We start from the raw sequence: 24,733 nt of genomic DNA on the forward strand, positions 1-24,733 counted from the left end.
GCCCGGGTGCACTAGCTTCTGCCGCATGCGCACGGTCACGAGTGGTCTCTTCACGTCCGTGGACGGCGTCGTCCAGGACCCGTTCCGGTTCCAGTACGACTCGTTCGACGACGAACTCGGTGCCGGGATGGGCCGGTTCATGGCGGCGACGTCGACGGTGCTCCTCGGCAGGACGTCCTACGAGGAATGGGCGACGTGGTGGCCCGCCCACCCGGAGGACCCGTTCGCGCGGTTCATCAACCCGATCGAGAAGCTCGTCGTCTCGCGCACCCTCGGACCGGATCTGGCGTGGGAGCACAGCACCCTCGTCGACGGCGACCTGCTCGACGTCCTCCGCGAGCTCCGCGCGGGGGACGGCGGGGACGTCGCGGTCTGCGGCAGCATCTCGGTCGTCCGTCAGCTCGTGTTCGCGGGCCTGCTCGACGAACTCCAACTCATGATCCACCCCGCCGTCGCGGGCGCCGGACGCCGCCTGTTCGAACCCACCGACCCCCCGCTCCGCCTGCGGCTGCTCCGGAGCGAGGTCACGAGCAAGGGCAACGTGCTGAACACGTACGGTCCGTTCGAGGCGGTGGTGGCGCCGTGAGGCTCCCCGGGGACGGGCACGTCCACAGCGAGTGGTCCTGGGACAGCGGATCGGACCCGGCGTCGCCGGGGCGGATGGTGCGCACCTGCGAGCAGGCGGTCCGGGTCGGGCTCCCGGCCATCGTGTTCACCGAACACCTCGACCTCGAGGACACGTGGCGCGTCGACGACGGCGACTTGGGACCGTACGCCGGGGCGCTCGTCGGCGACGACGGCATCGTCCACCTGCCGTCGTTCGACCTCGACGGGTACCTCGAGTCGATCGACCGGTGCCGATCCGCGTTCCCCGGACTGCGGATCCTCACCGGCGTCGAGTTCGGCCAGCCGCACCTCTGGGGGGAGGCGGCTGCCACGGTCCTCGACACCGGCGCGATCGATCGCGTGAACGGGTCGCTGCACATGCTCCCGTTCGGCGACGACCGCACCGAACCGACGACGCTGTACCACCACCGACCCGCGGACGAGGTCATGTGGGCGTACCTCGAGGAGGTCCCCCGCATGGTCGCGGGGTCCGACGCCTTCGCCGTGTTCACGCACATCGACTACGCGGTGCGTGCCTGGCCGACCGCGACCGCTGGGCCCTTCGACCCCCGACGGTTCGAGGAGGGCTTCCGCGCCGCGATGCGCGCCATCGCCGGATCCGGACGCGCGCTCGAGATGAACACCCGACGGCTCTGGTCGTGGGTGCCGCAGTGGTGGAGCGAGGAGGGCGGCCGAGCGGTGACGTTCGGCAGCGACGCACACGTCCCCGAGGCGGTCGCCGCGCACTTCCCCGAGGCCGTGCTCATGGTGGAGTCGTTCGGGTTCCGTGCCGGATCGCGGCCCGAGGACCCCTGGACGCGCTGACGCGTCGCGCCAGCATGCACCGGCAGCGCCCCGCGGCGTCCGCTGACTCCGGTCACCGCGAGCGCGAGAACGCCGCGTCGAACGCGGCGTCCGGCGGCGCGATCCGCCCGAGTGCCCGGACGAACGCGAGCGCCTCCGGCCCCCCGACGAGCCGGTCCATGCCCGCGTCCTCCCACTCGACGCTCGTCGGGCCGTCGTACCCGATCGCGTTGAGCACCCGGAAGACCCGCTCCCACGGCACGTCCCCGTGCCCGGCGGTCACGAAGTCCCAACCGCGACGTGGATCGCCCCACGGCAGGTGCGACGCCAACCGGCCGTTGCGTCCGTCGAGCTGCTTGACCGACTCCTTGCAGTGCACGTGGTACACCCGGTCGGCGAAGTCGAGCAGGAACGCGGCCGGGTCCAGGTCCTGCCACACGAAGTGCGACGGGTCGAAGTTGAAGCCGAACGCGGGCCGGTCGGCGAACACCTCGAGCGTCCGCTTCGCGGTCCAGTAGTCGTACGCGATCTCCGACGGGTGGACCTCGAGCGCGAACCGCACCCCGACCTCCTCGAACACGTCGAGGATGGGCGCGAACCGGTCGTGGAAGTCCTGGTACCCGGCGTCGACCATGCCCGGGGGCACCGGCGGGAACCCCGCCACGGTCTTCCAGATCGCCGACCCGGAGAACCCGGTCACGGTGTGGGCACCGAGTGCCGCGGCCGCCCGTGCGGTGTCCTGCATCTCGCGAGCAGCCCGCTGGCGGACGCCCTCGGGGTCACCGTCGCCCCAGACGTGCGGCGGCAGGATGTCCTCGTGCCGCGCGTCGATCGGGTCGTCGCACACGGCCTGCCCGACCAGGTGGTTGGCGATCGCCCGGACCTCGAGCCCGTTCCGCTCGAGCACGGCCTTCCGCTCGGCGACGTACTCCGGGTCGGACGCGGCGCGGCGGACGTCGAGGTGGTCCCCCCAGCAGGCGATCTCCAGACCGTCGAACCCCCACTCGCCGGCCAGGCGCGCCACCTCCTCGAACGGCAGGTCGGCCCACTGACCGGTGAACAGCGTGACCGGGCGGGTGCCGGCTGCGGCGCTCACGAGGCGACCTCCGCCGCGGGCGCGGCCAGGGCCTCCCGGACGGACGGCCACGACCGGAGCCGTTCGCGCACGTCGTCCCGCTGTTCGTCGGCGATCGCGGTGGTGAGCGCGCGGCCGAGCACGTCATCGATGCGGACCGGGAGGCCCGTGGCGGCCGACTCGACGGCCGCCTCGACCATGGCGAGGCTGACGACGTTCTCGTGCACCTCGCCCTGCGGACGCCGTCCGGTCCGCAGCGCGGTGACGAACTCCGCGAGCGACCCGGCGATCTCCGCCGGGGTGCTCGTCGGCGGGTCGACGACGAGTGGCGACCCGTCGGCCCGCTCGGCCCACGGCGCCGCGTCGCCGTCCCAGAGCGCGGTGCCCCCGGCGGCAGTCACCCGCCAGTCGCCGTTCCACGACGTCTCGGCGCCGGCGGCACACCAGCTGCCCGAGTAGACGAACCGCACGCCGTCCTCGAACGAGAACACGGCGCTCGCCGCGGCATCGCCCCGGTACCAGCTCCACGAGGGGTTGAACGCCTCGCAGTACACCGACACGGGATCGCGTCCGAGCAGGGCGCGGACCGCGTCGAAGGGGTGGATCGCCATGTCGAGGAGCAGCGGGTGGTCCATCACGTCGCGGAACCCCCCGAAGTGCGGGGCCTTCGCGAAGGTGTGGGTCACGACGCCGACGTCGCCGAGCTCGGCGGTGAGCGCACGGAGGTGCGTCAGATGGTCGTTGTACCGGCGGGACTGACTCACCATGAACAGCTCGCCCGTGCACTCGGCGGCCGCGGCGAGCGACAGGCCCTCGGCGACCGAGGCGGCCACGGGCTTCTCGCCGAGCACCGGCAGACCGAGGAACAGCGCCTCGGTGGTGACCGGGTGGTGGGCGCGGGGGATCGTGACGTCGAGGACCGCGTCGGGACGGACCTCCCGGACCATGTCGGCGAGCACGGCACCCGTCGGCACCGTCCCGCCGCCGGCGGCGGCGACGAGCTCGGCACCGGCGCGCGCGGTCTCGGGGACGAGGTCGACGATGCCGACGAGCTCGACGTCGGCACTGGCCACGACGTTCCGCAGCCACGCCTGCCCCATGCCGCCCGCGCCGACCTGCAGGATGCGGACCGGGCGGTCCGCGTCGATGGTCTCGGTCATGCCTCGATCGCTCCCTGGTAGACCTTGCCGTTGAAGAAGTCGTCCGTGTCGTACCGGAGCAGGGTCGGCGTCGCGCGCTCGCGCTCCGGACGGGCCCACTCGACCGCGTTCGCGATGACGTGGGTCACGTCGGGCTGGTGGTAGACGGGGAAGTCCTGGTCGCCGGGGCTGAAGTAGAACACCTTGCCGAACCCCCGCCGGTACGTCATGCCGCTCCGGAACACCTCGCCGCCGCTGAACCCGCTGATGAACACGAGCTCGTCCGGCGTGGGGACGTCGAAGTACTCGCCGTACATCTCCTGCTCGGGGATGACGATCGGGTTCGGGATCCCGCGGGTGATCGGGTGCTGCGGGTTCACCGTCCAGACGAGCTCCCGGTCGTGCTCGCTGCGCCACCGGAGCGTGCAGGTGGTGCCCATGAGCTTGCCGAAGATCTTGGACCAGTGGCCGGAGTGCAGCACGAGGAGGCCCATCCCGGCGAGGACGTGCCGGTGCACGCGGTCCACCACCTCGTCGTCGACCTCGGCGTGGGCGGCGTGGCCCCACCAGGTGAGCACGTCGGTCTGCTCGAGGACCTCCTCGGTCAGGCCGTGCTCGGGCTCGTCGAACACGTGGGTCGTCACCGACGCGGCGTCGCCGAGCCAGTTCGTGATGCCGGCGGCGATCGCGCCGTGCATGCCGTCCGGGTAGCGGTCGGCGACGTGCTGCTCGACCTGTTCGTGGCGGTTCTCGCCCCAGACGACGACGCGGATGGGGGTGGTGGTGTCGGTCACGGTTGCTCCGTTGCTCGTGGTGGTGTGGTGTCGTGGTGCGTGGCGGTCACTTGACCGCACCGCCGGTGGCGCCCGCCGCGATGAACCGCTGCGCGATGACGAGCAGGATGATCGCGGGCAGGGAGGCCAGGACCGCGGTCGCCATGACCGTGCTCCAGTCGGCGGTGTACGTGCCGATGTACTGGTAGATGCCGAGGGTGATCGGCCGGATCTTCTGGGTGGTCGTCAGCGTCAGGGCGAACAGGAAGTCGCTCCACGTGAACAGGAAGGTGAACAGCGCCGCGGTGACGAGCGCGTTCACGCTGATGGGCAGCACGACCGCGGTGAACGCCCGGACGTTGCCGGCGCCGTCGATCTTCGCCGCCTCGATGATCGACGTCGGGATCCCGGCCATGAACGCGCGCATGACGATGATCGCGAACGGGATCCCCGCGGTCGAGTCCGCGAGCACCAGGCCGAGCACCGAGTTGAGGAGCCCGAGCTGGTTGTAGGCGGTGTAGAGGGCGTTCGCGACGACGATCCCGGGGATCATCTGCGCGATGAGGATCCCGAACAGGATCGTGTCCGCGCCCCGGATCCGGAGCTGCGCCAGCGCGTACGAGGCCGGCGCCGCGATGAGCAGGCTGAGGACGACGCTCCCCGCCGCGATGAGCAGGCTCGTCACGAGGTTCCCGCCCTGGTCGGCGAGCGCGTGCGCGTACCCGGAGAACTGGGCGTGGAACGGGAACCACGCGGCGTCGATCGCGGGTCCGGCGGGCTGGAGCGAGATGTTGAGCATCCAGTAGACCGGGAACAGCATGACGCACAGGATCAGGATCCCGATGACGGTCAGGATCCACTTCCGGGAGGCCCGGCGCGGCCGCCCAGCATCGGCGGCGGTCGAGCGGGTGGTCGCCCCTCTGACGGCCCGCGAGCGGGTCGGGGCGGTGAGCACCTGGTCCGGTGCCACGACGTGGTCACTCATCGATCGCCCTCCTCGTGGCGCGCAGGTAGACGACCGCGAACACCGCCGAGATGACGATGAGGATGTCGCTGAGCGCTGCGCCCTTGCCGAAGCTGAACTGCTGGAACGACAGCTGGTACGACTGGGTGGCGATCGTCTGGGTGGAGTTGGCCGGGCCGCCGTTCGTGAGCCCGAGGATGATGTCGAGCACCTTGATCGTGTAGACGACGCCGAGCACGAGCACGACGCTGACGACCGGACGGAGCATCGGCCAGGTGATGTGCCGGAACGCCTTCCAGCCCGTGGCACCGTCGAGGGAGCCGGCTTCGTACAGCTCCTCGGGGATGTCCTGGAGACCGCTGTACAGGATCGTCGTGTTGAACGGGATCCCGATCCAGATGTTCACGCCGATCACCGTGAGCAGCGCGATGGACGTGCTCGTCAACCAGGGGACCGGCCCCGCGACGACGTGCAGGCCCTGCAACACCTGGTTGAGCACGCCGCTGTCCTGGTCGAGGATCCACTTCCACACCGCGCTCGAGACGATGAGGGGCAGGAGCCACGGCAGGAGCAGGAGCGACCGGAGCAGACCGTTCAGCGGGAACGACCGCTTGAAGAACAGCGCGATGAGGAGCCCGAGCACGAACTGCCCGACGATGGAGATCACCGTGAACAGGGCGGTGTTGAGCAGCGCGGTGCCGAAGTAGTGCGCGCTGATGACGCTGACGTAGTTGCGGAGCCCGATGAACGGGGCGCTCCCGGTGAAGAACGTCGTCGTCGTGTAGTCCTGGAAGCTCATGACGATGTTCTTGACCACGGGGTAGCCGAAGAACAACAGCATGTAGACCACGGCGGGTGCGAGGAACAGCAGCCGGAACACCCGTTCGCGGCGGAGGCTCCCGGCGCCGCGCCGGGGCCCCGGGGCGGGGCGGCGGTCCCGCTCGGAGCCGCCCCCCGTCCCCGTCGCCCGGCTCCGCACGCCGGCGGTGTCGACCGTCATCAGCTGTTCGCCGCGTCCTTGAGCGCGTCCGCGGGCGACGACTGCCCGGTGAGCGCCGACTGGATCGCGGTGTAGATCTTCGTCGCGGCGGCCGGCCACTTCGCGCCGAGCTCACCCGTGCGGGCCCGGGCCGTCGCGACCATGTCGACGAACACCTGCTCCGACGGCACCTGCTGGCCGAACCGCTTCGCCACCGCGGTGCGCGAGGGGATCGTGTACCGCTGCTTCGCCATGGACAGCTGGTTCTTCGCGCTGTTGAGGCACTTGACGACCTTCGCCGCGACCTTCTGCTTGGCGCTGTCACCGGTCTGCGGCACGGTCCAGACCTCGCCGCCGAGCGGAGCGACCGAGTCGTCGCCGGCCTTCGGCACCGGGATCTTCGCGATGCCGTAGTCGATGCCGCTCGCCTTGAGGGCCGGGATCTGCCACGGGCCGTTGATCATCATCGCGGTCTTGCCCGCGATGAACTGGTCGTTCACGTCGGCCTGCGTCCAGTTGAGCGCGCCCTTCGACACCGAGCCGCTCTTGACCATGTCGGTCCAGAGCTGCAACGCGCCCTGGGTGCCCTTGGTGTCGAGGTGCTTCTCGTCACCGCCGTTCGACCACATGAACGGCAGGAACTGCCACGAGCCCTCGTACGTGGCGTTGGCGTCGAACGCCAGACCGTACTGCGATCCCGACGTCAGCTTGGCGGCGGCGGTCTTCAGCTCGGCCCACGTGGTGGGGACCTGGACGCCCGCGTCGCTGAGGTCCTTCTTGTTGTACATGAGCGCGATCGTGTTCACGGTGGGGGCGAGCCCGTAGAGCTTCCCCTTGTACGTGCCGGCCGACACGACGCCCTTGGCGTACCCCTTGGACGAGATCCCGTAGTCCTTGAGCGGGGCGAGGGCACCGCTCGCCGCGATCTGCTGCAGGTCGGGGTTGTCGAGCATGAGCACGTCCGGCAGCGTCCTCGACGACGCCTGCTGCAGGACCTTCTGGACGAGGTTCGCACCCGGCACGACGTTGCGGTTGATCGTGACACCGATCTGCTTGCCGCACTGCTTGAGCGTCTTGCCGATGACGACCTTGTCGTTGCCCTGGTTGTAGTAGTCGAGCACGCTGATGCTCTTCACACTGCTCGCGGCGGGGCTCGAGCCGGTGGCACAGCCGCCGAGGACGAGCGGGATGGTGGTGGCGATGGCGGCCGCTCCGACGAGGGTGGCTCGTCGTCGCGCCCGGGTGGGGGCGGATGTGCTGCTGCTGCGCTTCATTGCGGTGCTCGCTTCCTGGATGGGACCTCGCGGCTGCGCGAGGGTCGTGCTGCGCCCGGTCGCGGGTGCGCGGGCGTGGTCGAGCGCCCGGCCCGGCGCTCGTCGCCGGGCGGGTCGTGCTGTGTCGGTCTGGGCCGGTCGGGAGGGACGGGTCAGGTGAGGACGTCGGCCGCGGAGTCCGCGGGGACGTCGGCCCAGCTGCCGTCGGCGTCGGCACTGCGCGCGACGGCGTCGAGGACGCGCTGGACGTGGAGGCCGTCCGCGAAGGACGGCTCGGGACGGGTGCTGTCGGCGATGGCGGTGACGAGGTCGACGACCTGATGGGTGAACGCGTGCTCCCACCCGAGGACGTGCCCCGCTGGCCACCACATGTCGACCCAGGGGTGGCCGGGGTCGGTGACGAGGACCTGACGGAAGCCCTGTTCGGTCTCCGGCAGGGTGGCGTCGTGGAAGGCGAGCTCGTTGAGCCGCTCGAGGTCGAACGCCACCGCACCGGTCGTGCCGCTGATCTCGATGCGGAGCGCGTTCTTCCGACCACTCGCGACGCGCGAGGCGCCGAACTGGCCGATCGAGCCGTCGGACAGCCGCGCCGTGATGAGGGCGAGGTCGTCCACGGTCACCGGGCGCCGCGGGGCGTCGGCGGCGGAGCGGCCCCCGAGACCGACGGCCTCCGTCATCACCGGTCGTTCGGTCGTGAAGGTGTGCAGGAGACCGGACACCCGCTCCACCGCCGCTCCGGTCACGTACTCGACGGCGTCGATCGCGTGGGCTCCGATGTCGCCGAGGGCGCCGCTGCCGGCCTGCTCCTGGTCGAGGCGCCAGGTCATCGGTCCGTCGGGGTCGGCGAGCCAGTCCTGGTCGTAGGTGGCGCGCACCTGGCGGACGTCCCCGATCCTCCCGGCCCGGACGAGGTCGTGCGCCAACCGGAGCGCGGGGACGCGACGGTAGCTGAAGCCGACCATCGCGACGACCCCGTGGTCCGCGGCCGTGGCAGCGGCCGCGGCCATGCGCTCCGCCTCCGCGACGCTGTTGGCCAGGGGCTTCTCGCACAGCACGTGCTTGCCCGCCTCGAGCGCGGTGACCGCGATCTCGGCGTGGGAGGACCCCGGCGTGCAGATGTCGACGAGGTCGATGTCGTCGCGGGCGATGACGTCGCGCCAGTCGGTGGCGCTCGACTCCCACCCGAGGCGGTCCGCGGCGGCCGCGGCACGGGCGGCGTCGCGGCCGACGACGACGGATCGACGCACCGAGCGCGGCAGGTCCGCGACCACCGGCGCCGTGCGCCATGCCTGGGAATGGGCGGCGCCCATGAACCCGTGTCCGATCATCGCGACCCGGATCGTGCCGTCGACACTGCTCATCTCGTAACTCCTTCGTCACTCAACGGCGGTCACGCTATTGCACGTCCGGAGCGAGCACAAGAGAATCGTCGAAACAATTCGACGATGACACGCGCGCATTCCAGGGCATCGCGTGGGGCTCGTCCGCGCTATCGTCGAATGGGTTCGACCGCGTCGCGGTCCGGGTCCGGGCGGAGAGAGAGGGCCCACCGTGCCAGTGCAGCGCATCGCCGACGTCGCCCGGCACGCGGGCGTGTCGACGAGCACCGTGTCGTACGTGCTCAGCGGGAACCGACCGATCTCCGCGGAGACCCGGCGGCGGGTCGAGGCGAGCATCGACGCACTCGGGTTCATCCCACACGCCGGCGCGCGGTCGATCCGACGGCGGCGGACCAACGTGGTCGCGCTCGCGCTCCCGCTCCGCCCGGAGTCGCAGGTGCGTGTGCAGATGGAGTTCGTCCTGAGCATCCTCAGCGCCGCCCGGCAGGAGGGCAAGCACGTGCTGCTGCTCAGCACCGAGGACGGGGTCCAGGCGATCCGCGAGGTGACCGCGGGCTCGCTCGTCGACGGCGTGATCCTCATGGAGGTCGAGACCGAGGACGCCCGCGTCGCCCTGCTCGAGCAGCTCGGGTTCCCGACCGTCGTGCTCGGCACCCCGGGGCCGCCGGTCACCCTGCCGTCGATCGACTTCGACTTCGCCGCGGCTGGGGAGCTCGAGGCGACGAACCTCATGGACCAGGGCCACCGCCACATCGGCTACGTCGGACACGCCGTCGAGACCTTCGACCGCGGCCTCGGGTTCGCGGTCACCGCGCGGGACGCCGTGCTGCGGACCGTGCGCGACGCGGGCGGCACCGCCACGTGGGTGTCGACCGGGGGCTCCCGGGCGGACGTCGCGGAGTCGCTCGAACGGCTCTTCGCGCTCGACCCGGACATCACCGGGCTCGTCGTCCACAACGAGACGGCGCTCCCGACCGTGCTCGACCGGCTCCGCGAGCTCGGGCGCCACGTGCCGCGGGACGTCTCCGTGACCGCTCTCGCGCCCGACGCCGATGCCGAGCACTGCGTGCCGCCCGTGTCGAACGTGGACCTGCCGTCGGGCGAGATGGCCCGGACGTCCTTCGCGATGTTGCTCGAGATCCTCGACGGGGGGACACCGGAGGCGTCGCGCATCCCGCCGACCCTGCAGCACCGGGGATCGGTGACGACGCCCCGTCGGTAGTGCTCGGCCGCAGCGTGTCGGAACGCCGTAGCGTGGGAGCATGCCGGACCTCCTGGTCGTCACCGGTCCACTCGCGGTCGGGAAGGACACGACCGCCGACGCCCTCGCTCGCCTGCTCCGGGCCCGGGGGCGGACCGTCGTGGTCGTCGACGTCGACGACGTGGCCGCGATGGTCGCCGGGGGAGCCGCCGACTCCGGACTCTGGGCCGCGGCGCACGAGGCCCACGGTGCCCTCGTCGCCTCCTGGATGCGCTCGGTGGTCGACGTCGTGATCGCCGTCGGCCCCGTGTTCTCGGCCGAGGAACGGGACGCCCTCACCCGACCGTTGCCACCAGGGGTCACGCCGACCTGGGTGGTCCTCGACGCGCCGGTGGAGGTCACGTTGGGTCGTGCCGCCGCCGATGCCACCCGAGGACGGTCCCGCGTGGCCGCGTTCCACCACGAGGCCCACCGGCGCTTCCGGGGACTCCTGCCGTCGATCCCCGCGGACGTGCTGATCGACACCTCCGTGCGGCGACCAGACGACATCGCGGTCACGGTCCTCGCGCTGCTCGATCGACGCTGAACAGCTCCGGCGTCGCCCCTGGGAGCCGAGCAGACCCGGCCCGGCACGATGGACCGATGGCATCCACCACGGCGTCGCGCAACGTCCTCCGTGACGACACGATCGGCCTCCTGACCCGCGGCTACGGCTTCGGCGCGCACATCTGGCGGCGCGCGGACGCCGGGGCACGATCCGTCCCCATGCGCCTGCTCGGGAACCGGGCACTGCTCGTCCGCGGGGCGGAGGGCGTCGCGGCGTTCTACGACGAACGCCTGGTCCGTCGCCACGGAGCGATGCCCGCCGTCGTCCGGCTGACCCTGTTCGGCCCGGGATCCGTGCACGGTCTCGACGGCGACGACCACCGGCACCGCAAGGCGACCTTCGTCGACGTCGCATACGAGGACGCTCAGGTCGAGCGGCTCTCGCCCCTGTTCGAGCGGGAGTGGCGGGCAGAACTCGCGGCGTGGATCGCCGGTGGTGAGCGGTCGGCGTACCGGGCCGCGGTCGGCGCGTACGGACGGGCGAGCATGCGGTGGGCGGGCCTCCCGGGCACGGACGAGGCGAGGACCCGGTGGGCCGCACGGCTCGCGCAGATCGTCGACGGCTTCGGCGTGCCGTACTCGCCCGAGTACCTGCTCGCGGTCCGGAACCGGCTGTGGTCGGACCGACACGCGCGGCGCCTCGTCGAGGCAGTCCGGAGCGGCCGACTCGACCCGGCTGCCGGCACGGCCCTGTACGAGTGGGCGTGGCACCGCGACCGCCAGGGCGCGCTGCTCCCGTCGCGCACCGCCGGCGTGGAGCTGCAGAACAGCTTCCGTCCGATGATCGCGGTCGCGCGGTTCGCCGCATTCGCCGCGGCGGCGCTGCACGACCGCCCGGACTGGCGGACGCGGATCGCCGACGAGACCGCGGCGCGCGGCTCGCTGGTCGGCGGTCCGCTCGCGACCGCGTTCGCGCAGGAGATCCGTCGGACGGCGCCGTTCGTGCCGATGCTCCCGGCGCGCGCCGTGCAGGACGTCGAGATCGACGGCGCGCGGGTGCCGGCGGGCGGTCGACTGGTGCTCGACATCCTCGGCACGGACACCGACGACCGCTCGTGGGAGCGGCCCGACGTGTTCGACCCGGAGCGGTTCGTCGGCGTCGACGACTACGAAGCGCTCCCCGCGTTCGTCCCGCACGGTGGCGCATCGGTGCCCGGTGGCCATCGCTGCCCCGGGGAGAAGCTCGCCATCGCCGGGCTCGCGGCGGCCGTCGCGGCGCTGAGCGATCCCCGCGTGACGGTCCTCGCCACCGGACTCGGCGTCGACCGCCGTCGCATGCCGACGAAGCCCCGGTCGGGCGTCCGGGTGCGGCGGAGCGGGACCGGCGCGCGCTGTCCCTTCCACTGATCCGGGCGGTGACCGTCCCGCGCACCGTTCCCAGTCGGTTCCCCGTATCCTGACGGTGGAAGCAATGGCGATTCCGGTAGAAGAGCCTGGTCGCCGTGGCGCGTCCCCGCGGTCAGGCGTGGCATCGAACCCCTGAGCGCATCGTGACCCACCATCGCATCGAATTCGTGACCCGTGACCGCACGGGCATCACCGCCGTCGTGACGTCGACCGGCGTCGTGGACGCCGACGCGGTCATCCGCAACATCCAGGCGGGACACTCCGGCTACTACGTCGAAGCGACCGATTGGCGGCGCGCACCGGTCCGGACCCTCTCGGTCCTCGGTGGGGCGTACCTGTTCGCCAACTGGGACGGCAGCAAGCGCAACAACCTCCACGACATCGCGGCGCGTGCACCCGTACGCGCCGTGGAGCCGGCGAAGCCCACCGAGTCGCGGTTCATGGTCGCGCTCGGCGCCGCGGTGTCGGTGCTCCTCGGACGACGCCGGACGGCGTACCGCCGCTGACGCCGGATCCGCCGTACGGTCGACGTGCGCAGGTCGCGCACGGCAAGGAGGGACCCCCGATGGAACTCGTCTTCGTCCACGGCGCGCTCGTGCGCGACGGCTCGTGGTGGTGGGGCCCCACGGCGGAGCTGCTCCGCGAGCGCACCGGCGTCCGCAGCACGGCGGTCGCCCTGCCCTCGTGCGGTGAGACCGCGCCTGACGACGTGGCCGGGGGACTCGTCGCCGACGCCGCCGCGCTCCGCGGCGTGCTCGACGGCCTCGACGCGGCGATCGTCGTCGGCCACTCCTACGGTGGGACCGTCATCGCCGAGGCCGGGACCCACCCCGCCGTCGCCCACCTGGTGCTCGTGTCGTCGTACCTGCCCGACGTCGGCCAGACGCAGGGCGGCGTCATGAGCGGCGAACCGGACCCCGTCACGATCGCCGACGGCGGTGACGGGACCGTCCACCTGTCCGGCTACGACGCGGCGTCGTTCGGCGCCCGGTTCCTCCAGGACGCCGACGAGACGGTGCAACGCGAGGCGTGGGAGCGGCGGACGGCCCAGGCGGCCGCGGCCTTCGTCACACCGACGAGCACCGCCGGGTGGCAGGGCGTCGACTCGACGTACCTCGTCTGCCAGGAGGACCGGAGCACGACCGTCGCGTTGCAGCGGTCCCACGCCGCTCGCGCCACCCGCGCCGTGGATCTCCCGACCGGTCACCACCCGTTCCTGACCCGGCCCGACCTCGTCGTCGAGCAGCTGGAGGCCGTGCTGCACCGCGGCTGATCCGCGGCCGGTGGCGCGCAGGGAGGACTGCGGCCACGGCGAGCGCCTACCCCGGCTGACGCCGTGGCGGCAGCACGGTGGCGACGGCGATGACCACCAACACGGCCGGCGCCGAGATCGCGACGACGCGGAATCCGTCCCCGCCGGCCTGACCGACGACGCCGCCCACGAACGACCCCAGTGCCATCGCGCCGGCGACGCACGCGCTCACCCAGGCCACCGCCTCGGTGAACACCGCGCCGTGGACCTCCTGGTGGAGCACCCGGTTGGTGGAGATCGTGAACGGTGTGATCGTCGCGCCCGCGAACAGTCCGAGGGGGAACAGCCAGCCGAGCCCGGGGGACAGTGCGAGCGCGCTCCAGAACACCGCGACGGCCGCGGAAGCCGCGAGCAGCAGGCGGAAGGGCGGGACCCGCGACGGCACGGCGCTCATGAGGACACCACCGGTCACGCTGCCGATCGAGTACGCGGTGAGCACGAGACCGGCGATCTGCGGGAGGCCCGCTTCCGTCGCCCACGCGACGACCGTGACGTCGTTGACCCCGAAGGTCAGACCCAGTGCCACGCTCGAGACCAACAACGCCATCACGCGCCGGGAGCGCCACGGGACGAACGCGCGCCGTGTCACGCTGACGCCCCCGGTCGGTCCGCGCCCGACCCCGCGCCGGAGCCACAGGCACCCCGCGGCGCCGAACACGCCCGACGCCACCAGCCCTGCGGCCGGGTCCACCGCCGCCGAGACGAGGGCCGCGAGGGCCGGCCCGAAGACCCAGACGAGCTCGTCCGCGATCGCCTCGAGCGAGAACGCCAGGTGGATCCCGCTGCCGGCGCCGACCATCGCCGTCCATCGCGCGCGGGTGAACGCCCCGGCCGGCACGATCGTCGCGCCGACGAGGAGCACCGCCACGGTGAGGACCACCAGGGACTGGCGCGTGGTGCCGGCGGCGACGAGGAGCACGACCGCGACCGGGTGCCCCACGGCGGCGACCAGGAGTGCTCCGCGCTGCCCACGACGGTCGGCGACGCGGCCGAACACCGGCCCGGTGAGTGCGCTGGCGGCGATCGCCACCCCCGAGGCGAACCCGGCGTCGGCGAACGACCCGGTCACCGAGCGGACGAAGAACAGGACGCTGAAGCCGACGACGGCGAGCGGGATCCGCGCGACGAGTCCGGCGGCCGCGAGGTGCCGGCGATCCGTCGGCGCGAGGAGCGCGGACCAGCCCCGCAGCCCGGTCGTCGTCGACGCGTTCACGGTTCCCCTCGCTGTGCTCGGCACGCACGGCGTCGTGCGGACGCTCCTGAGCGTAGGGCACGCCGACGACCCGCCGCTCAGGCTCCGGCGTCGGCGAGCACGGCAACCGTCACTGTGCTCCGTCACGGAGCGCGCGGAGCACGGCACGGCTGATCGTCCGCTGACCCCGGTCGTCCGGGTGCAGGTCGTCGGTCGGCGAGATGCCGGGGCGCGACGCGAGGTCGCCGGGGAACGCGTCCGCGATGCTGACGTACGCCGAGCCCGTCGCCGCCGCGACCCGCTTCGCGACGTCCCGGTAGGCGGACCACGGCTCCCGCAGCTGCGCCTGCATGGAGGGACCGGGCGCGAACTCGCCGATCACCAGGACGGACGGCTTGGACGGCAACCGCCGCAGCGCCCGAACGAAGCGTTCGTAGTCCGGCAGCAACTGGTCCGCGGTCAGGCTCTTGGCGTCGTTGCCGCCCAGGGTGATCGTGACGAGGTCGGGAGCAGCACGCCGCATCGCCCCGAGGAACCCGGCCTCGTCCTTCGTGAACAGGCCGACGGTCGCGCCGGAGTGCGTCGCGTCGAGCAGGGTGACGCCCCGGTCGCGATCGCCGTCGTAGACGGTGAAGCCCTCGAGGTCGACCGTCCCGAGCGCCGAGACGGTCACGGTGTGCTTCCCGGCGGTCAGCCCGTCCACCTTCGTCATCGTGCCGGTGCTCGCGGCGCCGTCGGTGTCGACCTGCACGGGGGACGAGGAGTCCACCCGGTAGGTGAAGGACCCGGATCCGGGGTAGCGGGTCCACCAGATGTCGACGCCGGTCCCGGTGAACGTGTACGTGCGCGACGATCCGGGGAGCATCCGCACCGCGCGGTACCCGAGGTCGGGAACGCTGTCGTCGAAGCTGGTCGACCCCGTGGTGGCGCTGGCCCAGTCGCCCCACGTCGAGTCCGGGCCGTACACGGCGAACTCGGCGGGCAGGTATCCCGCTCCTCCGGCGGCGCCCTCCGTCGGGTGCGCCTCGCGCAGGGCGGCGAGGGTCAGGTCGAGCCACCGGTCGGAGCGGGTGGAGGCGCCCTGCCCCTCGCTCAGGGAGTCCCCGACCGCCACCCACCGGGCCGGCGCGTGCGCCCGGTCCTCGACGGCGGCGTTCCACGTCGCCAACGGGTCGCGCGCGACGGCGGACGGAGTCGTGGGCTCGCCTCCGGATGCCCGGGTGGTCGCGGCGGTGCATCCCGTGAGCGTCAGCAGGATCGCGAGCACCAGGGCGGCGACGGGCGCGCCGGGCCGTCGCTCGAGCACAGGACCGGTCATGGGGTCATTGAATGCGGACCCGGGGTGATCGGTCAAGGAGCGTGTCGCGGGACCGGCAGGCGGTGAGCGGTCGTCCAACGGGCGGAGGTGGTGGCGCCGACCGGACGGCCGGCACCACCACGCGCGCGTCAGGCCGAGGCGGAGGCGACCGGCTCCGGTCGGCCGGGCACCGCCTCCCGGCCGACCACCGCCGCACCGTGCGGCTCGAGGTGCGTGCCGTGGACGTCGACCGACCGGTCGCCGTGGTTGAGCAGGAACAGGTGGGCGCCCCGCGCGACGGCCTCGACGCCCGCGGGCAGGTCGGCCACGACCGGCGCGACGCCCGTGTCCGCGAGCACCGCGTCGAGCACGGCCCGCAGGTCGTCCGGAGCGGTCGCGACGTACCAGGCCGTGCCGTCGCCGTGCGCGTTCCGCGTGATCGCCGGGAGGCCGTCGAGCGCCCCGCCGACGAACGTCGCCTCGATCTCAGCACCCGTCGGCCGGACGACCTCACCCCACTCGCGGGCGGTGCCCGCCCCGAGACCGGCGATCTGGAGGGCCGGCACCAGGCCGCCGGTCGCCCACGGCTCGGCGGGTGGCACGAACTCCTCGATCCACAGGCCGAGGACGTCGCGGAGCGCACCGAGGTACCCGCCGAGGTGGACGTGGAGGTCCTGGTCGAGGATGCCGGACTGGTAGCCCACGACGAGCGTCCCACCGCCGTCGACGAACGCTGACAGGGTCCGCTGTGCCGCGTCGGGCAGCACGTGCAGCGCCGGGGCGATGACGACCCGGTAGGCGTCGAGGTCGCCGTCGGGTCGCACGAAGTCGACGAGCACGCCGCGATCCCAGAGCGAGCGGTACCAGCGCGCGATGATCGGCAGGTACCGGAGCGACGCCGGCGTGGCCTCCTGCTCGAGCGCCCACCAGCTGTCCCAGTCGAGCACGATCGCGACGTCGGCGTCGAGGCGCGTGCCGACCACGTCGGCCAGGTCGGCGAGGTCGGCTCCGAGCTCGACGGTCTCGCGGAACACCCGCGTGTCCTCGCCGCCGTGGGGGACCATCGCCGAGTGGAACTTCTCGGCGCCCGCGCGCGACTGCCGCCACTGGAACTGCATGACGCCGTCCGCGCCACGGGCGACGGCCTGGAGCGACAGGGTGCGGTGCCAGCCGGGCGGGATCGCCGCGTTGCGCGTCCGCCAGTTCACCGCGCTCGTCGCCTGTTCCATGAGGATCCACGGGGCGCCGCCGCCGAGCGAGCGCATGAGGTCCCGGGTCATCGCCGCGGTCGCAGGCGCGGCGGGGTCCGCGGGGTCGACGTAGTGGTCGTCCGAGACGAAGTCGACCTCGCGAGCCCAGGCCCAGTAGTCCGAGGGCTTGTAGAAGCCCATGAAGTTCGTCGTGATCGGGACGCCGGGCGTGACCTCGCGGAGGATCGCCGCCTCGGCCCGGTACACGCCGAGCCAGGCGTCGGACGAGAACCGGTCCCAGTCGAGCAGCTGCGTGGGATTGCGGAAGGTCGGAGCCGCGCGCGGCGGCATCACCTCGTCCCACGCGCCGTAGGCCTGCGACCAGAACGCGGTGCCCCACGCCTCGTTGAGCGCCGGGACGGAGCCGTAGCGTGCTGTCAACCAGGTGCGGAAGGCGGCAGCCGACGCGTCCGAGTAGTCGGCCGGCACGTGGCAGGCGAGCTCGTTGTTGACGTGCCACGCCTCGAGTGCCGGGTGGTCCCGGTACCGCTCGGCCAGCGCGCGCACGAGTCGGTCGGCGTACCGGCGGTAGACGGCGGAGCTGGGGGAGTACTGCTGGCGGCTCCCCACCGACAGTCGGACACCGTCCTCGGTGACCGGCAGGACCTCGGGGTACGCCAGCGTCAGCCACGGGGGCGGGGAGGCCGTCGCGGTGGCCAGGTCGACGCGGATGCCCCCGGCGTGCAGTCGGTCGAGCACGTCGTCGAGCCAGTCGAACGTGAACCGCCCGTCGGACGGTTCGAGCTTCGCCCACGAGAACACGCCGACGGTCGCGACGGTGACGCCCGCACGCTGCATGAGCCGCACGTCGTCGTCCCAGACCTCGCTCGGCCACTGTTCCGGGTTGTAGTCCCCGCCGTACCAGACCCTGTCCATCGTCATCCCTTCACACCGCCGGTCGAGAGGCCGGACTGCCAGTACCGCTTCAGGAACAGGAACGCGATCACGAGCGGGATGATCGAGACGAACGCCCCGGTGATCACCGTCGAGAACAGCACCTGCGCGCCGCCACCGCCGGAGGCGGTCGCCTGCCACTGCGCGAGACCCACCGTCACCGGGAACAGCTTCGGCGTGCTGAGCATGATGAGTGGCAGGAAGTAGTTGTTCCACGTCGCGACGAGCTGGAACAGCAGCACCGTCACGATGCCCGGGCCCATGAGCCGGGTCGCGATCGTGAACAGGATGCGGAACTCGCCGGCGCCGTCGATCCGCGCGGCCTCGAGCAGGCTCTCGTCGACCGCGTCCGCGGCGTACACCCGCATCAGGTAGACGCCGAACGGGCTGACGAGCGAGGGCAGGATGACCGCCCACGGGGTGTCGGTGAGGTTCGCGGCGGCGAAGAGCAGGTAGGTCGGGATCGCCAGGGCGGTGAGCGGGACCATGATCGAGCCGAGGATGATCGAGAACACCGCCGTCGAGCCGCGGAACCGGTACTTCGCCAGGGCGTAGCCGGCCATCGTGGCCAGGGCGGCGGCACCGACCGAGCTGACCACCGCGTAGACGACCGTGTTGATCAACCACCGCGTGAAGACGCCGTCCTGGAACTGGAACAGCTGCACGATGTTGTGGAAGAACTGGAACGAGTGCCCGAGTCCCAGCCCGAAGGTGGTGAACAGGTCGCTGTTGTCCTTGGTGGTCGACACCAGGAGCCACAGCAGCGGCACGAGGAAGTAGACGAGCGTGATCCACACGATCACGGTCAGGACGGTGCTCCGACGCTTGTCGCGCTCGACGGCCCGTCGGCCGGCGGACCGCCGCACGCGCGTGCCGTCCGAGACCACCTGGGCCTCGGTGGCGAGTGGGGTGGCGGTCATCCGAGCCGCTCCTTCCGGTTGATGCTCGTCTGCACGACGAACGAGACGATCATGATGATGATCCCGAGCAGGAACGCGATCGCCGCCGCGTAGTTGATCTCCTGGTTGCGGAACGCGATGTTGTAGGCGTACAGGTTCGGCGTGAAGTCCGTGCCGATCGCGTTCGGGGCGATGTTGAACAGCAGGTTCGGTTCGTTGAACAGCTGGAACGAGCCGATGATCGAGAAGATCACGGTGAGCAGCAGGGCCTGCCGGATGGCGGGCAGCTTGATGCTCCACGCCACCCGCCACTGGCCGGCGCCGTCGATCTCGGCCGCCTCGTAGATCTCGTTCGGCACGGAGCGCAGGGCCGCGTACAGGACGATCATGTTGTAGCCGATGAACTCCCAGCACACGATGTTCATCGTCGAGCCGAGCACGTTGTGCGCGCTGAGCAGGCTCGGTGCCGTGAGGTGCAGGGCGTGGAACAACTGCGTGATGAGCCCGAAGTCGTTGCCGTACAGGTAGCCCCACATCAGGGTCGCGACGACGCTCGGCACGGCGTACGGCACGAAGATGAGCAGGCGGACGATCTTGCCGCCACGAATCCGGCCGCTGTCGAGTGCGAGCGCGAAGAAGATCGAGGCCGCGAGCATGATCGGGACCTGCACGAACAGGAACAGGGCCACGCGGCCGAGGCCGCCCCAGAAGCTCGGGTCCTGCAGGGCGCGGACGTAGTTCGTCAGGCCACTGAAGACCTCGCCGCCGACCAGCTGCGACGTGAACAGGCTGAGGTACGCCGAGTACACGAGCGGGACGATGAAGAACGCCGCGAACACGACGAGGAACGGGATCACGAGGATCCAGGCCGCGCGGGTCTGCGCGGAACGGATGTTGGTGGGGCCGCGGCGGGGAGCCGCGGTGCGCGCTCCCGTCCGGACCCGGGCCGGACGGGCGGCGCCGGTGGTCGCCGCGTCGCTGCGGCTGGGGATGGCGGTCATGTTGCTCCGATGAGAAGTGGGGGCGGAGCCTGGTGGCCCCGCCCCCGTCCGGTCACTTGACGGTGAAGCCCTGCTGCTTGGCGTAGCTCGTCACCTGGGACTGCCAGGTCGCGAGGGCCGCCGTGAGGTCACCGTGGTTGCTGATGGCCTTGCCGAGCGTGTTCGCGTAGCTCGAGTTCACGTAGTCCATGAACGGCAGCCACTCGAACTTCTTGTCCACGGTGTCGGAGACGCCGGCGAAGAACTGGTTGACCTGCTGGCCGCCGTAGGACGCCGACTTCTGGCTGGTGAACGAGTCGTCGGTGAGCGTCGACTTCTTCGTCGGGAACAGGTACTGCTGGTTCGCGAGCTGGAGCGTCGACTGCTGGTCGTTGTTGATGAACTTGGCCAGCTCGTAGGCCTGGATCGGGTGCTTCGTCGCGGCCATCACGGCGTCCGACGACCCACCCCAGTTCCCGGACACGTTCTGACCCGCCTGCCACTGCGGGATGTCCGCAGCGGCCCACTTGCCGCTCGTGTTCTTCGCGGTGCCCTGCAGGAACACCGGGCCCCACGCCGCGACGAGCCAGGACGCGTACTTGTCCCGCGACAGCCCCTGGTAGTAGTCGTCCGTGAAGTCCGGGTCCGTGGCCACCAGGTTCTTGTCGATGAGGTCCTGCCAGTAGGACACGACCTGCTGGTCGGCCTTGGAGTCCAGGTCGATCCCGACCGTCTTCTTGCCGTCGTACGAGAACGGCTTCGCGCCCTTCTGCCAGAAGAAGCTGATCATCTGGAACATGTCGTTGCCGGGCAGGTCCGTGATGTACGACCCGGTCTTCGACTTGACCTGCTGCGCGGCGGACGCGAAGGCCGACCACGTCTTCGGCGCGGCGACGCCCGCCTTGTCGAAGATGTCCTTGCGGTAGAGGGTGCCGAGGGGGCCGGAGTCCTGCGGGATGCCCCACACGCCGCCGTTCTGGTCGACCTGGTTCCAGACCCAGTCCGTGTACTCGTCCTCGAGCTTGGCCCCGCCGTACGGCGTCAGGTCGAGCAGGCTCTTCGTCTGGGTGAACGACGGGATGTAGTCGTACTCCATCTGCGCGACGTCGGGGATGCCCTTGCCCGCCTTCAGGGCCGCGCGGACCTTCGGGTAGTGCTGCGAGCCGCCGGTCGTGTTGACGACGTTGACCTTGATCTTCGGGTACTTCTTCTCGAACAGGTTGACCTCGTTCTGGATGTCGGGGACCCAGGTCCAGAAGGTGAGGGTGGTCGGCGTGTTCATCGCCTTGTCGATGTCGGACTGGCTCACCGCCTTGGTGGACCCGCCGCTGGTGCTCGACGGGCTGCAACCGGTGAGTGCGAGCGTGATCGTGACGGCGATCGCTCCGAGTGCCAGCGCGGCGCTGCGTGGACGTCTCATGGTCTTCTTTCGGTGGAGGGAGGGACTACTCGATCGAGGAGCCCCGGACCTCGAGCACGACTGCTGCGCGTCGGTCGAGGGGTACGGGGTCGCCGGCGGCGTACTCGGCGCCGGAGACGAGGTCGACGGCGGCCGCCGGCGCGACGACCTGCGTCGGCTCGGCGGACCAGTTCGACACGAAGGCGAGGCGCCGGTCGCCGGCGGTGCCGGTCGACACGGTGACGGGGTCCGGGGCGGACCACGCCTGCTTCGCCGTGGTGGGCACGAGCCAGCGGGCGATGCTCCGCCCGAGCGCGGGGTCCGGGACCGTGCCCAGGTAGGACACCCGGCCGCGACCGGTCGTGCGGGTGGTGAGCGCGGCCTCCAGACCGAACTCGGTCGGGGCGTACGACACGACCACCTCGGCGTCGTCGACCTGCAGGAAGTCGACCCACTCGGTGGCGGCGGCACCCGGCTCGAGCGTCATTGCGTCGGACGCGGCGGTGACCGCGAGCGGCGCGCCGAGGTTGCTGTACTCGTCGTAGTGCACGCCCGCCGGCCCCGCGAGCACGTCGGGGGCGACCGCGAGCCGGGCCCGCGCGAGCTCGTCACCGTAGCCGGTGCGGATGCCGACGACCAGGTGCCCGCCGGCCTCGGCGTAGTCCCGCATGTGCTCGAGCACCGCCGTCTCGGCGACGTACACCGCGGGTGCGACGAGCACCGGGAACCGCGCGACGAGTTCCTCGACGGGGGTGTCGAGGAACCGGCGGACGTGCTGGACCCGCACCTGCGCGCCGGCCTCGAACAGTCCGCGGTAGTGGGCGTCGAAGATGCGGGAGTACGCGTGCTCGTCGGGGCTGCCGTCCGCCTTCGCGAGCGGCCCGTAGAACGAGAACGCCCACTTCGTGTCCGTGCTGTAGAGCAGCAGGACGTCGGCGTCGGGCACGTGCTCGTCGAGCGCGGACCCGATCGCCCCGAGCGCGGCACCGAGCTCGGAGACCTCGCGGTAGATGCGGCCGCCGACCTGGCTGTGGGGGATGACGCCGCCCCAGTACGTCTCGACGCCGAAGTGCAGGGTGTGCCAGTGCCAGTACTCGATCATCCGGCCGCCGCGGGCGAGCAGGGCGAACGCGGCCTGCTTGATCTGCCCGGGGTACGGCGGGTGGTTCTGCCACGACCCGCCGATGGACTGCGCGTTCGTCTCGGTGACCAGGTACTGCGTGTCCGCCGAGGACCAGGCGCGGTCGCCCCACTCGAACAGCGCCCACACGCCGGTGTGCCACCACTCGGCCTCGCGCTGGACCTCCGCGTGCCAGTCGAGGCCGTCCTGCATCTTGTAGTACGGGTTGCCGGCGACCACGTCGAGGGACGCGACGAGCTCGTCGTCGGACACCTGCGGGCGGGAGTACGAGATGCAGGTCGTGACGAACTGGTCGTCGCGGGCGTACTCGCGCACCAGGTCGGCCTGCCAGGCGATGAGGTCCGTGGCGAGTGTCGACTGGAACCGTCGCCACTCGAGCTGGTACTGCGGCATCGCGTTGCCGTCGGGCCGCCAGAGGTCGGCCCAGTCGCTGAGTCGGTGTGACCAGTAGACGAGACCCCACTCGCGGTTGAGGTCCTCGACGGTGCCGTAGCGGTCCTCGAGCCAGCCGACGAACCGCTGGAAGGTGTGCTCGTTGTGGGGGAGCTGCATGCCCGGCTCGTTGTCGACCTGGTAGCCGATGACCGCGGGGTGGTCGGCGTACCGGGCGACGACCTTGCGGGCGATGCGCTCGGCGTAGAACCGGTAGGCGGGGTGGGACTGGTCCATCTCCTGCCGGGCGCCCCAGCCGTTGCGGTGGCCCGTCGACGGCTCGGCGGCGATCTCCGGGTGCAGGCGCTGGAGCCACGGTGGCACGGCGTACGTCGGCGTGCCGAGGACGACGCCGATGCCGCGCTCGTGGGCCCCGTCGAGGACCGGCTGCAGCCAGTCCAGGTCGAACACGCCCTCGCGGGGCTCCCAGGTCGACCACACGGACTCGCCGACGCGGATGACCGTGAAACCGGCGTCGCGCATGCGGTCGAGATCGGCGTCGAGGGTGCCAGCGGGCTGGTACTCGGCGTAGTAGGCGGCGCCGAAGAGCACGCCACTGAACCGGGGGGAAGTCGTCATCGTTGACCTTCGCTCTGCGGATGTTGTCGATAACATCCGTCGGTGGCGATGACAGTAACCGCATCCGGGCGGATCGCGCAAGCACCCGTTCCGCTCGCGTCGCCGCGCGTGGCCGGGAGGCGGTGCTCCGCTCCGTCAGATCCGGCGCGTCGACGTGCGGACCGCGGCCCGCACGGGGTTCGGCGGGGTCACGGGCGCGTCCGGCGCGGCCCCGGGCAGCCCCGCCAGGAGCTTCTCGATGAGGTACCGGCCCTCACCGGCGAAGTCGACCGTGACGGTGGTCAGTGCGGGGACGAGGTACCGTGCCTCGTCGAGGTCGTCGCCGCCCATGACGCTGAGGTCGGCGGGCACCACGACCCCGTCGGCGGCGGCCGCCGAGAGGAGCCCGATCGCCATGCTGTCGTTGCCCGTCGCGATCGCCGTGACGGACCGTTCCTCGGCGGTCAACCGTCGCCACGCCGCGTGCCCGGAGCCGGCGGACCAGTCGCCCGCGTGCTGCCAGACGAGTTCGCCGCCGCCCTGCCGGAAGCACCGGGCGAAGCCCTCGGACCGCTCGACCGCGGCGATCCAGTCGACCGGGCCGCTGAGGTAGCCGACGCGCCGGTGTCCGAGCTCGAGCAGGTGCTCGGCGGCGAGGCGGCCGGCTTCCTCGCTGACGGTCGGGCCACCCGGGAACGACTCGATGCGCGAGTCGATGACCACCGGGACGCTCGCGGCGTGGCTCTGGATGCGTTCGAGCATCAGCTCGGTCTGTGCCGTCGCCAGGATCCCCACCACCTGGTGCCCGGTCGCCACGGCCAGGGCCTCGTCGATCGCGTCGCGGTCGAGGTCCGCCGTGATCACCACGTCGAGCACGTACCCGCGCTCCTGCGCCGTCTGCGTCGCCCCGGCGAGCATGCGGGCCGGCCCCGTGTAGTCGATGTGGTGGGCGAGCACCGCGATCCGGTTCGAGCGGCGGGCGCGGAGCAACCGAGCGGCGGAGTTCGGCCGGTACTGCAGCTCGTCGAGCGCCGTCTTGACCTTCGTGCGCGTCTCCGGCCGGATGCCTTCGAAGCCCGACAGGTAGCGGCTCACGGTCTGGTGCGACACGCCCGCGAGCCGTGCGACGTCGTAGATCGTCGGGGCCTTCATCGGGGTGCCGTCTGCCGCATGGGGACAGGGTAATGGCCCGCGTCCGATCCCCGGCGCGCGTCCGAGCGGGCGGGTCACCCGGTCGAGACCGTCGACGACCGTTGCCGTCGAGCTCGCGG

22 protein-coding genes are annotated in these 24,733 nt (G+C 71.6%); 7 read left to right on the forward strand and 15 right to left on the reverse strand.

The annotated features are described in order from the left end of the window. Positions 1 to 25: 25 nt before the first annotated feature. Both DEI88_RS06910 and DEI88_RS06915 read left to right on the forward strand, forming a co-directional pair. Positions 26 to 586, forward strand: coding sequence for a dihydrofolate reductase family protein (locus DEI88_RS06910; RefSeq protein ID WP_111072057.1), 561 nt, complete (start codon positions 26 to 28; stop codon positions 584 to 586). Then, complete coding sequence (locus DEI88_RS06915; protein WP_111072058.1) at positions 583 to 1,431, forward strand: PHP domain-containing protein; 849 nt, start codon at positions 583 to 585, stop codon at positions 1,429 to 1,431. Before DEI88_RS06910 ends, DEI88_RS06915 begins: the two co-directional genes overlap by 4 nt. 52 nt (positions 1,432 to 1,483) lie before the next feature. Here DEI88_RS06915 and DEI88_RS06920 read toward each other — a convergent pair whose 3' ends face one another. The 7 genes from DEI88_RS06920 to DEI88_RS06950 all read right to left on the reverse strand — a co-directional run bounded on the left by DEI88_RS06920 (position 1,484) and on the right by DEI88_RS06950 (position 8,975). Further along, entirely contained in the window at positions 1,484 to 2,506 is a 1,023-nt protein-coding gene (locus DEI88_RS06920) for a sugar phosphate isomerase/epimerase family protein (RefSeq protein WP_111072153.1), read from the reverse strand. Then, the gene (locus DEI88_RS06925) at positions 2,503 to 3,645 is read right to left on the reverse strand and encodes a Gfo/Idh/MocA family protein (protein ID WP_111072059.1); all 1,143 of its coding nucleotides are present in this window, start codon (positions 3,643 to 3,645) and stop codon (positions 2,503 to 2,505) included. Before DEI88_RS06925 ends, DEI88_RS06920 begins: the two co-directional genes overlap by 4 nt. Continuing rightward, complete coding sequence (locus DEI88_RS06930; RefSeq protein ID WP_111072060.1) at positions 3,642 to 4,418, reverse strand: ThuA domain-containing protein; 777 nt, start codon at positions 4,416 to 4,418, stop codon at positions 3,642 to 3,644. Before DEI88_RS06930 ends, DEI88_RS06925 begins: the two co-directional genes overlap by 4 nt. Positions 4,419 to 4,464: 46 nt before the next feature. Next, positions 4,465 to 5,382 carry a carbohydrate ABC transporter permease gene (locus DEI88_RS06935; RefSeq protein WP_111008736.1) on the reverse strand — a complete coding sequence of 306 codons (918 nt, stop codon included), beginning with the start codon at positions 5,380 to 5,382 and terminating at the stop codon, positions 4,465 to 4,467. Further along, positions 5,375 to 6,361, reverse strand: coding sequence for a carbohydrate ABC transporter permease (locus DEI88_RS06940; RefSeq protein ID WP_111008737.1), 987 nt, complete (start codon positions 6,359 to 6,361; stop codon positions 5,375 to 5,377). Before DEI88_RS06940 ends, DEI88_RS06935 begins: the two co-directional genes overlap by 8 nt. Beyond that, positions 6,361 to 7,614: a sugar ABC transporter substrate-binding protein gene (locus DEI88_RS06945; RefSeq protein ID WP_111012545.1), complete on the reverse strand. Its 1,254-nt coding sequence runs from the start codon at positions 7,612 to 7,614 to the stop codon at positions 6,361 to 6,363. The genes DEI88_RS06940 and DEI88_RS06945 overlap by 1 nt, the downstream gene beginning before the upstream one ends. A 152-nt stretch (positions 7,615 to 7,766) precedes the next feature. Continuing rightward, positions 7,767 to 8,975: a Gfo/Idh/MocA family protein gene (locus tag DEI88_RS06950; RefSeq protein ID WP_258375057.1), complete on the reverse strand. Its 1,209-nt coding sequence runs from the start codon at positions 8,973 to 8,975 to the stop codon at positions 7,767 to 7,769. A 190-nt stretch (positions 8,976 to 9,165) separates the two neighbouring features. Here DEI88_RS06950 and DEI88_RS06955 point away from each other — a divergent pair, with 190 nt between their 5' ends. The 5 genes from DEI88_RS06955 to DEI88_RS06975 all read left to right on the forward strand — a co-directional run bounded on the left by DEI88_RS06955 (position 9,166) and on the right by DEI88_RS06975 (position 13,381). Then, on the forward strand, positions 9,166 to 10,176 hold the full coding sequence (locus DEI88_RS06955; protein WP_111072061.1) for a LacI family DNA-binding transcriptional regulator: 1,011 nt from the start codon (positions 9,166 to 9,168) through the stop codon (positions 10,174 to 10,176). 40 nt (positions 10,177 to 10,216) lie between these two features. Then, the gene (locus DEI88_RS06960) at positions 10,217 to 10,741 is read left to right on the forward strand and encodes an AAA family ATPase (protein ID WP_111072062.1); all 525 of its coding nucleotides are present in this window, start codon (positions 10,217 to 10,219) and stop codon (positions 10,739 to 10,741) included. Positions 10,742 to 10,797: 56 nt separating this feature from the next. Next, positions 10,798 to 12,108, forward strand: coding sequence for a cytochrome P450 (locus DEI88_RS06965; RefSeq protein WP_111072063.1), 1,311 nt, complete (start codon positions 10,798 to 10,800; stop codon positions 12,106 to 12,108). Between the two features lie 167 nt (positions 12,109 to 12,275). Beyond that, positions 12,276 to 12,614: a hypothetical protein gene (locus tag DEI88_RS06970; protein ID WP_146244841.1), complete on the forward strand. Its 339-nt coding sequence runs from the start codon at positions 12,276 to 12,278 to the stop codon at positions 12,612 to 12,614. Positions 12,615 to 12,673: 59 nt separating this feature from the next. Then, entirely contained in the window at positions 12,674 to 13,381 is a 708-nt protein-coding gene (locus DEI88_RS06975) for an alpha/beta hydrolase (protein ID WP_111072064.1), read from the forward strand. 46 nt (positions 13,382 to 13,427) lie between these two features. Here the strand turns inward: DEI88_RS06975 and DEI88_RS06980 are convergent, their stop codons facing one another. The 8 genes from DEI88_RS06980 to DEI88_RS07015 all read right to left on the reverse strand — a co-directional run bounded on the left by DEI88_RS06980 (position 13,428) and on the right by DEI88_RS07015 (position 24,614). Continuing rightward, positions 13,428 to 14,633 (reverse strand): MFS transporter, encoded by a 1,206-nt coding sequence (locus DEI88_RS06980; RefSeq protein WP_181441226.1) that lies wholly within the window; start codon positions 14,631 to 14,633, stop codon positions 13,428 to 13,430. 109 nt (positions 14,634 to 14,742) lie between these two features. Further along, positions 14,743 to 15,930: an SGNH/GDSL hydrolase family protein gene (locus tag DEI88_RS06985; protein WP_111072066.1), complete on the reverse strand. Its 1,188-nt coding sequence runs from the start codon at positions 15,928 to 15,930 to the stop codon at positions 14,743 to 14,745. 128 nt (positions 15,931 to 16,058) lie between these two features. Beyond that, a complete protein-coding gene (locus DEI88_RS06990; RefSeq protein ID WP_111072067.1) occupies positions 16,059 to 18,035 on the reverse strand; it encodes a beta-galactosidase in 1,977 nt (658 codons plus the stop codon). A 2-nt stretch (positions 18,036 to 18,037) separates the two neighbouring features. Continuing rightward, the gene (locus DEI88_RS06995; RefSeq protein WP_111072068.1) at positions 18,038 to 18,973 is read right to left on the reverse strand and encodes a carbohydrate ABC transporter permease; all 936 of its coding nucleotides are present in this window, start codon (positions 18,971 to 18,973) and stop codon (positions 18,038 to 18,040) included. After that, positions 18,970 to 19,953: a carbohydrate ABC transporter permease gene (locus tag DEI88_RS07000; RefSeq protein WP_111036363.1), complete on the reverse strand. Its 984-nt coding sequence runs from the start codon at positions 19,951 to 19,953 to the stop codon at positions 18,970 to 18,972. The genes DEI88_RS06995 and DEI88_RS07000 overlap by 4 nt, the downstream gene beginning before the upstream one ends. A gap of 52 nt (positions 19,954 to 20,005) precedes the next feature. Next, positions 20,006 to 21,352: an ABC transporter substrate-binding protein gene (locus DEI88_RS07005; RefSeq protein WP_258375061.1), complete on the reverse strand. Its 1,347-nt coding sequence runs from the start codon at positions 21,350 to 21,352 to the stop codon at positions 20,006 to 20,008. A 25-nt stretch (positions 21,353 to 21,377) separates the two neighbouring features. Beyond that, positions 21,378 to 23,483 (reverse strand): beta-galactosidase, encoded by a 2,106-nt coding sequence (locus DEI88_RS07010; protein WP_111048569.1) that lies wholly within the window; start codon positions 23,481 to 23,483, stop codon positions 21,378 to 21,380. Positions 23,484 to 23,618: 135 nt separating this feature from the next. Next, a complete protein-coding gene (locus DEI88_RS07015) occupies positions 23,619 to 24,614 on the reverse strand; it encodes a LacI family DNA-binding transcriptional regulator (RefSeq protein WP_111072069.1) in 996 nt (331 codons plus the stop codon). Between the last annotated feature and the right edge of the window lie 119 nt (positions 24,615 to 24,733).

The organism is Curtobacterium sp. MCBD17_003 (assembly GCF_003234885.2).
GTDB lineage: Bacteria > Actinomycetota > Actinomycetes > Actinomycetales > Microbacteriaceae > Curtobacterium.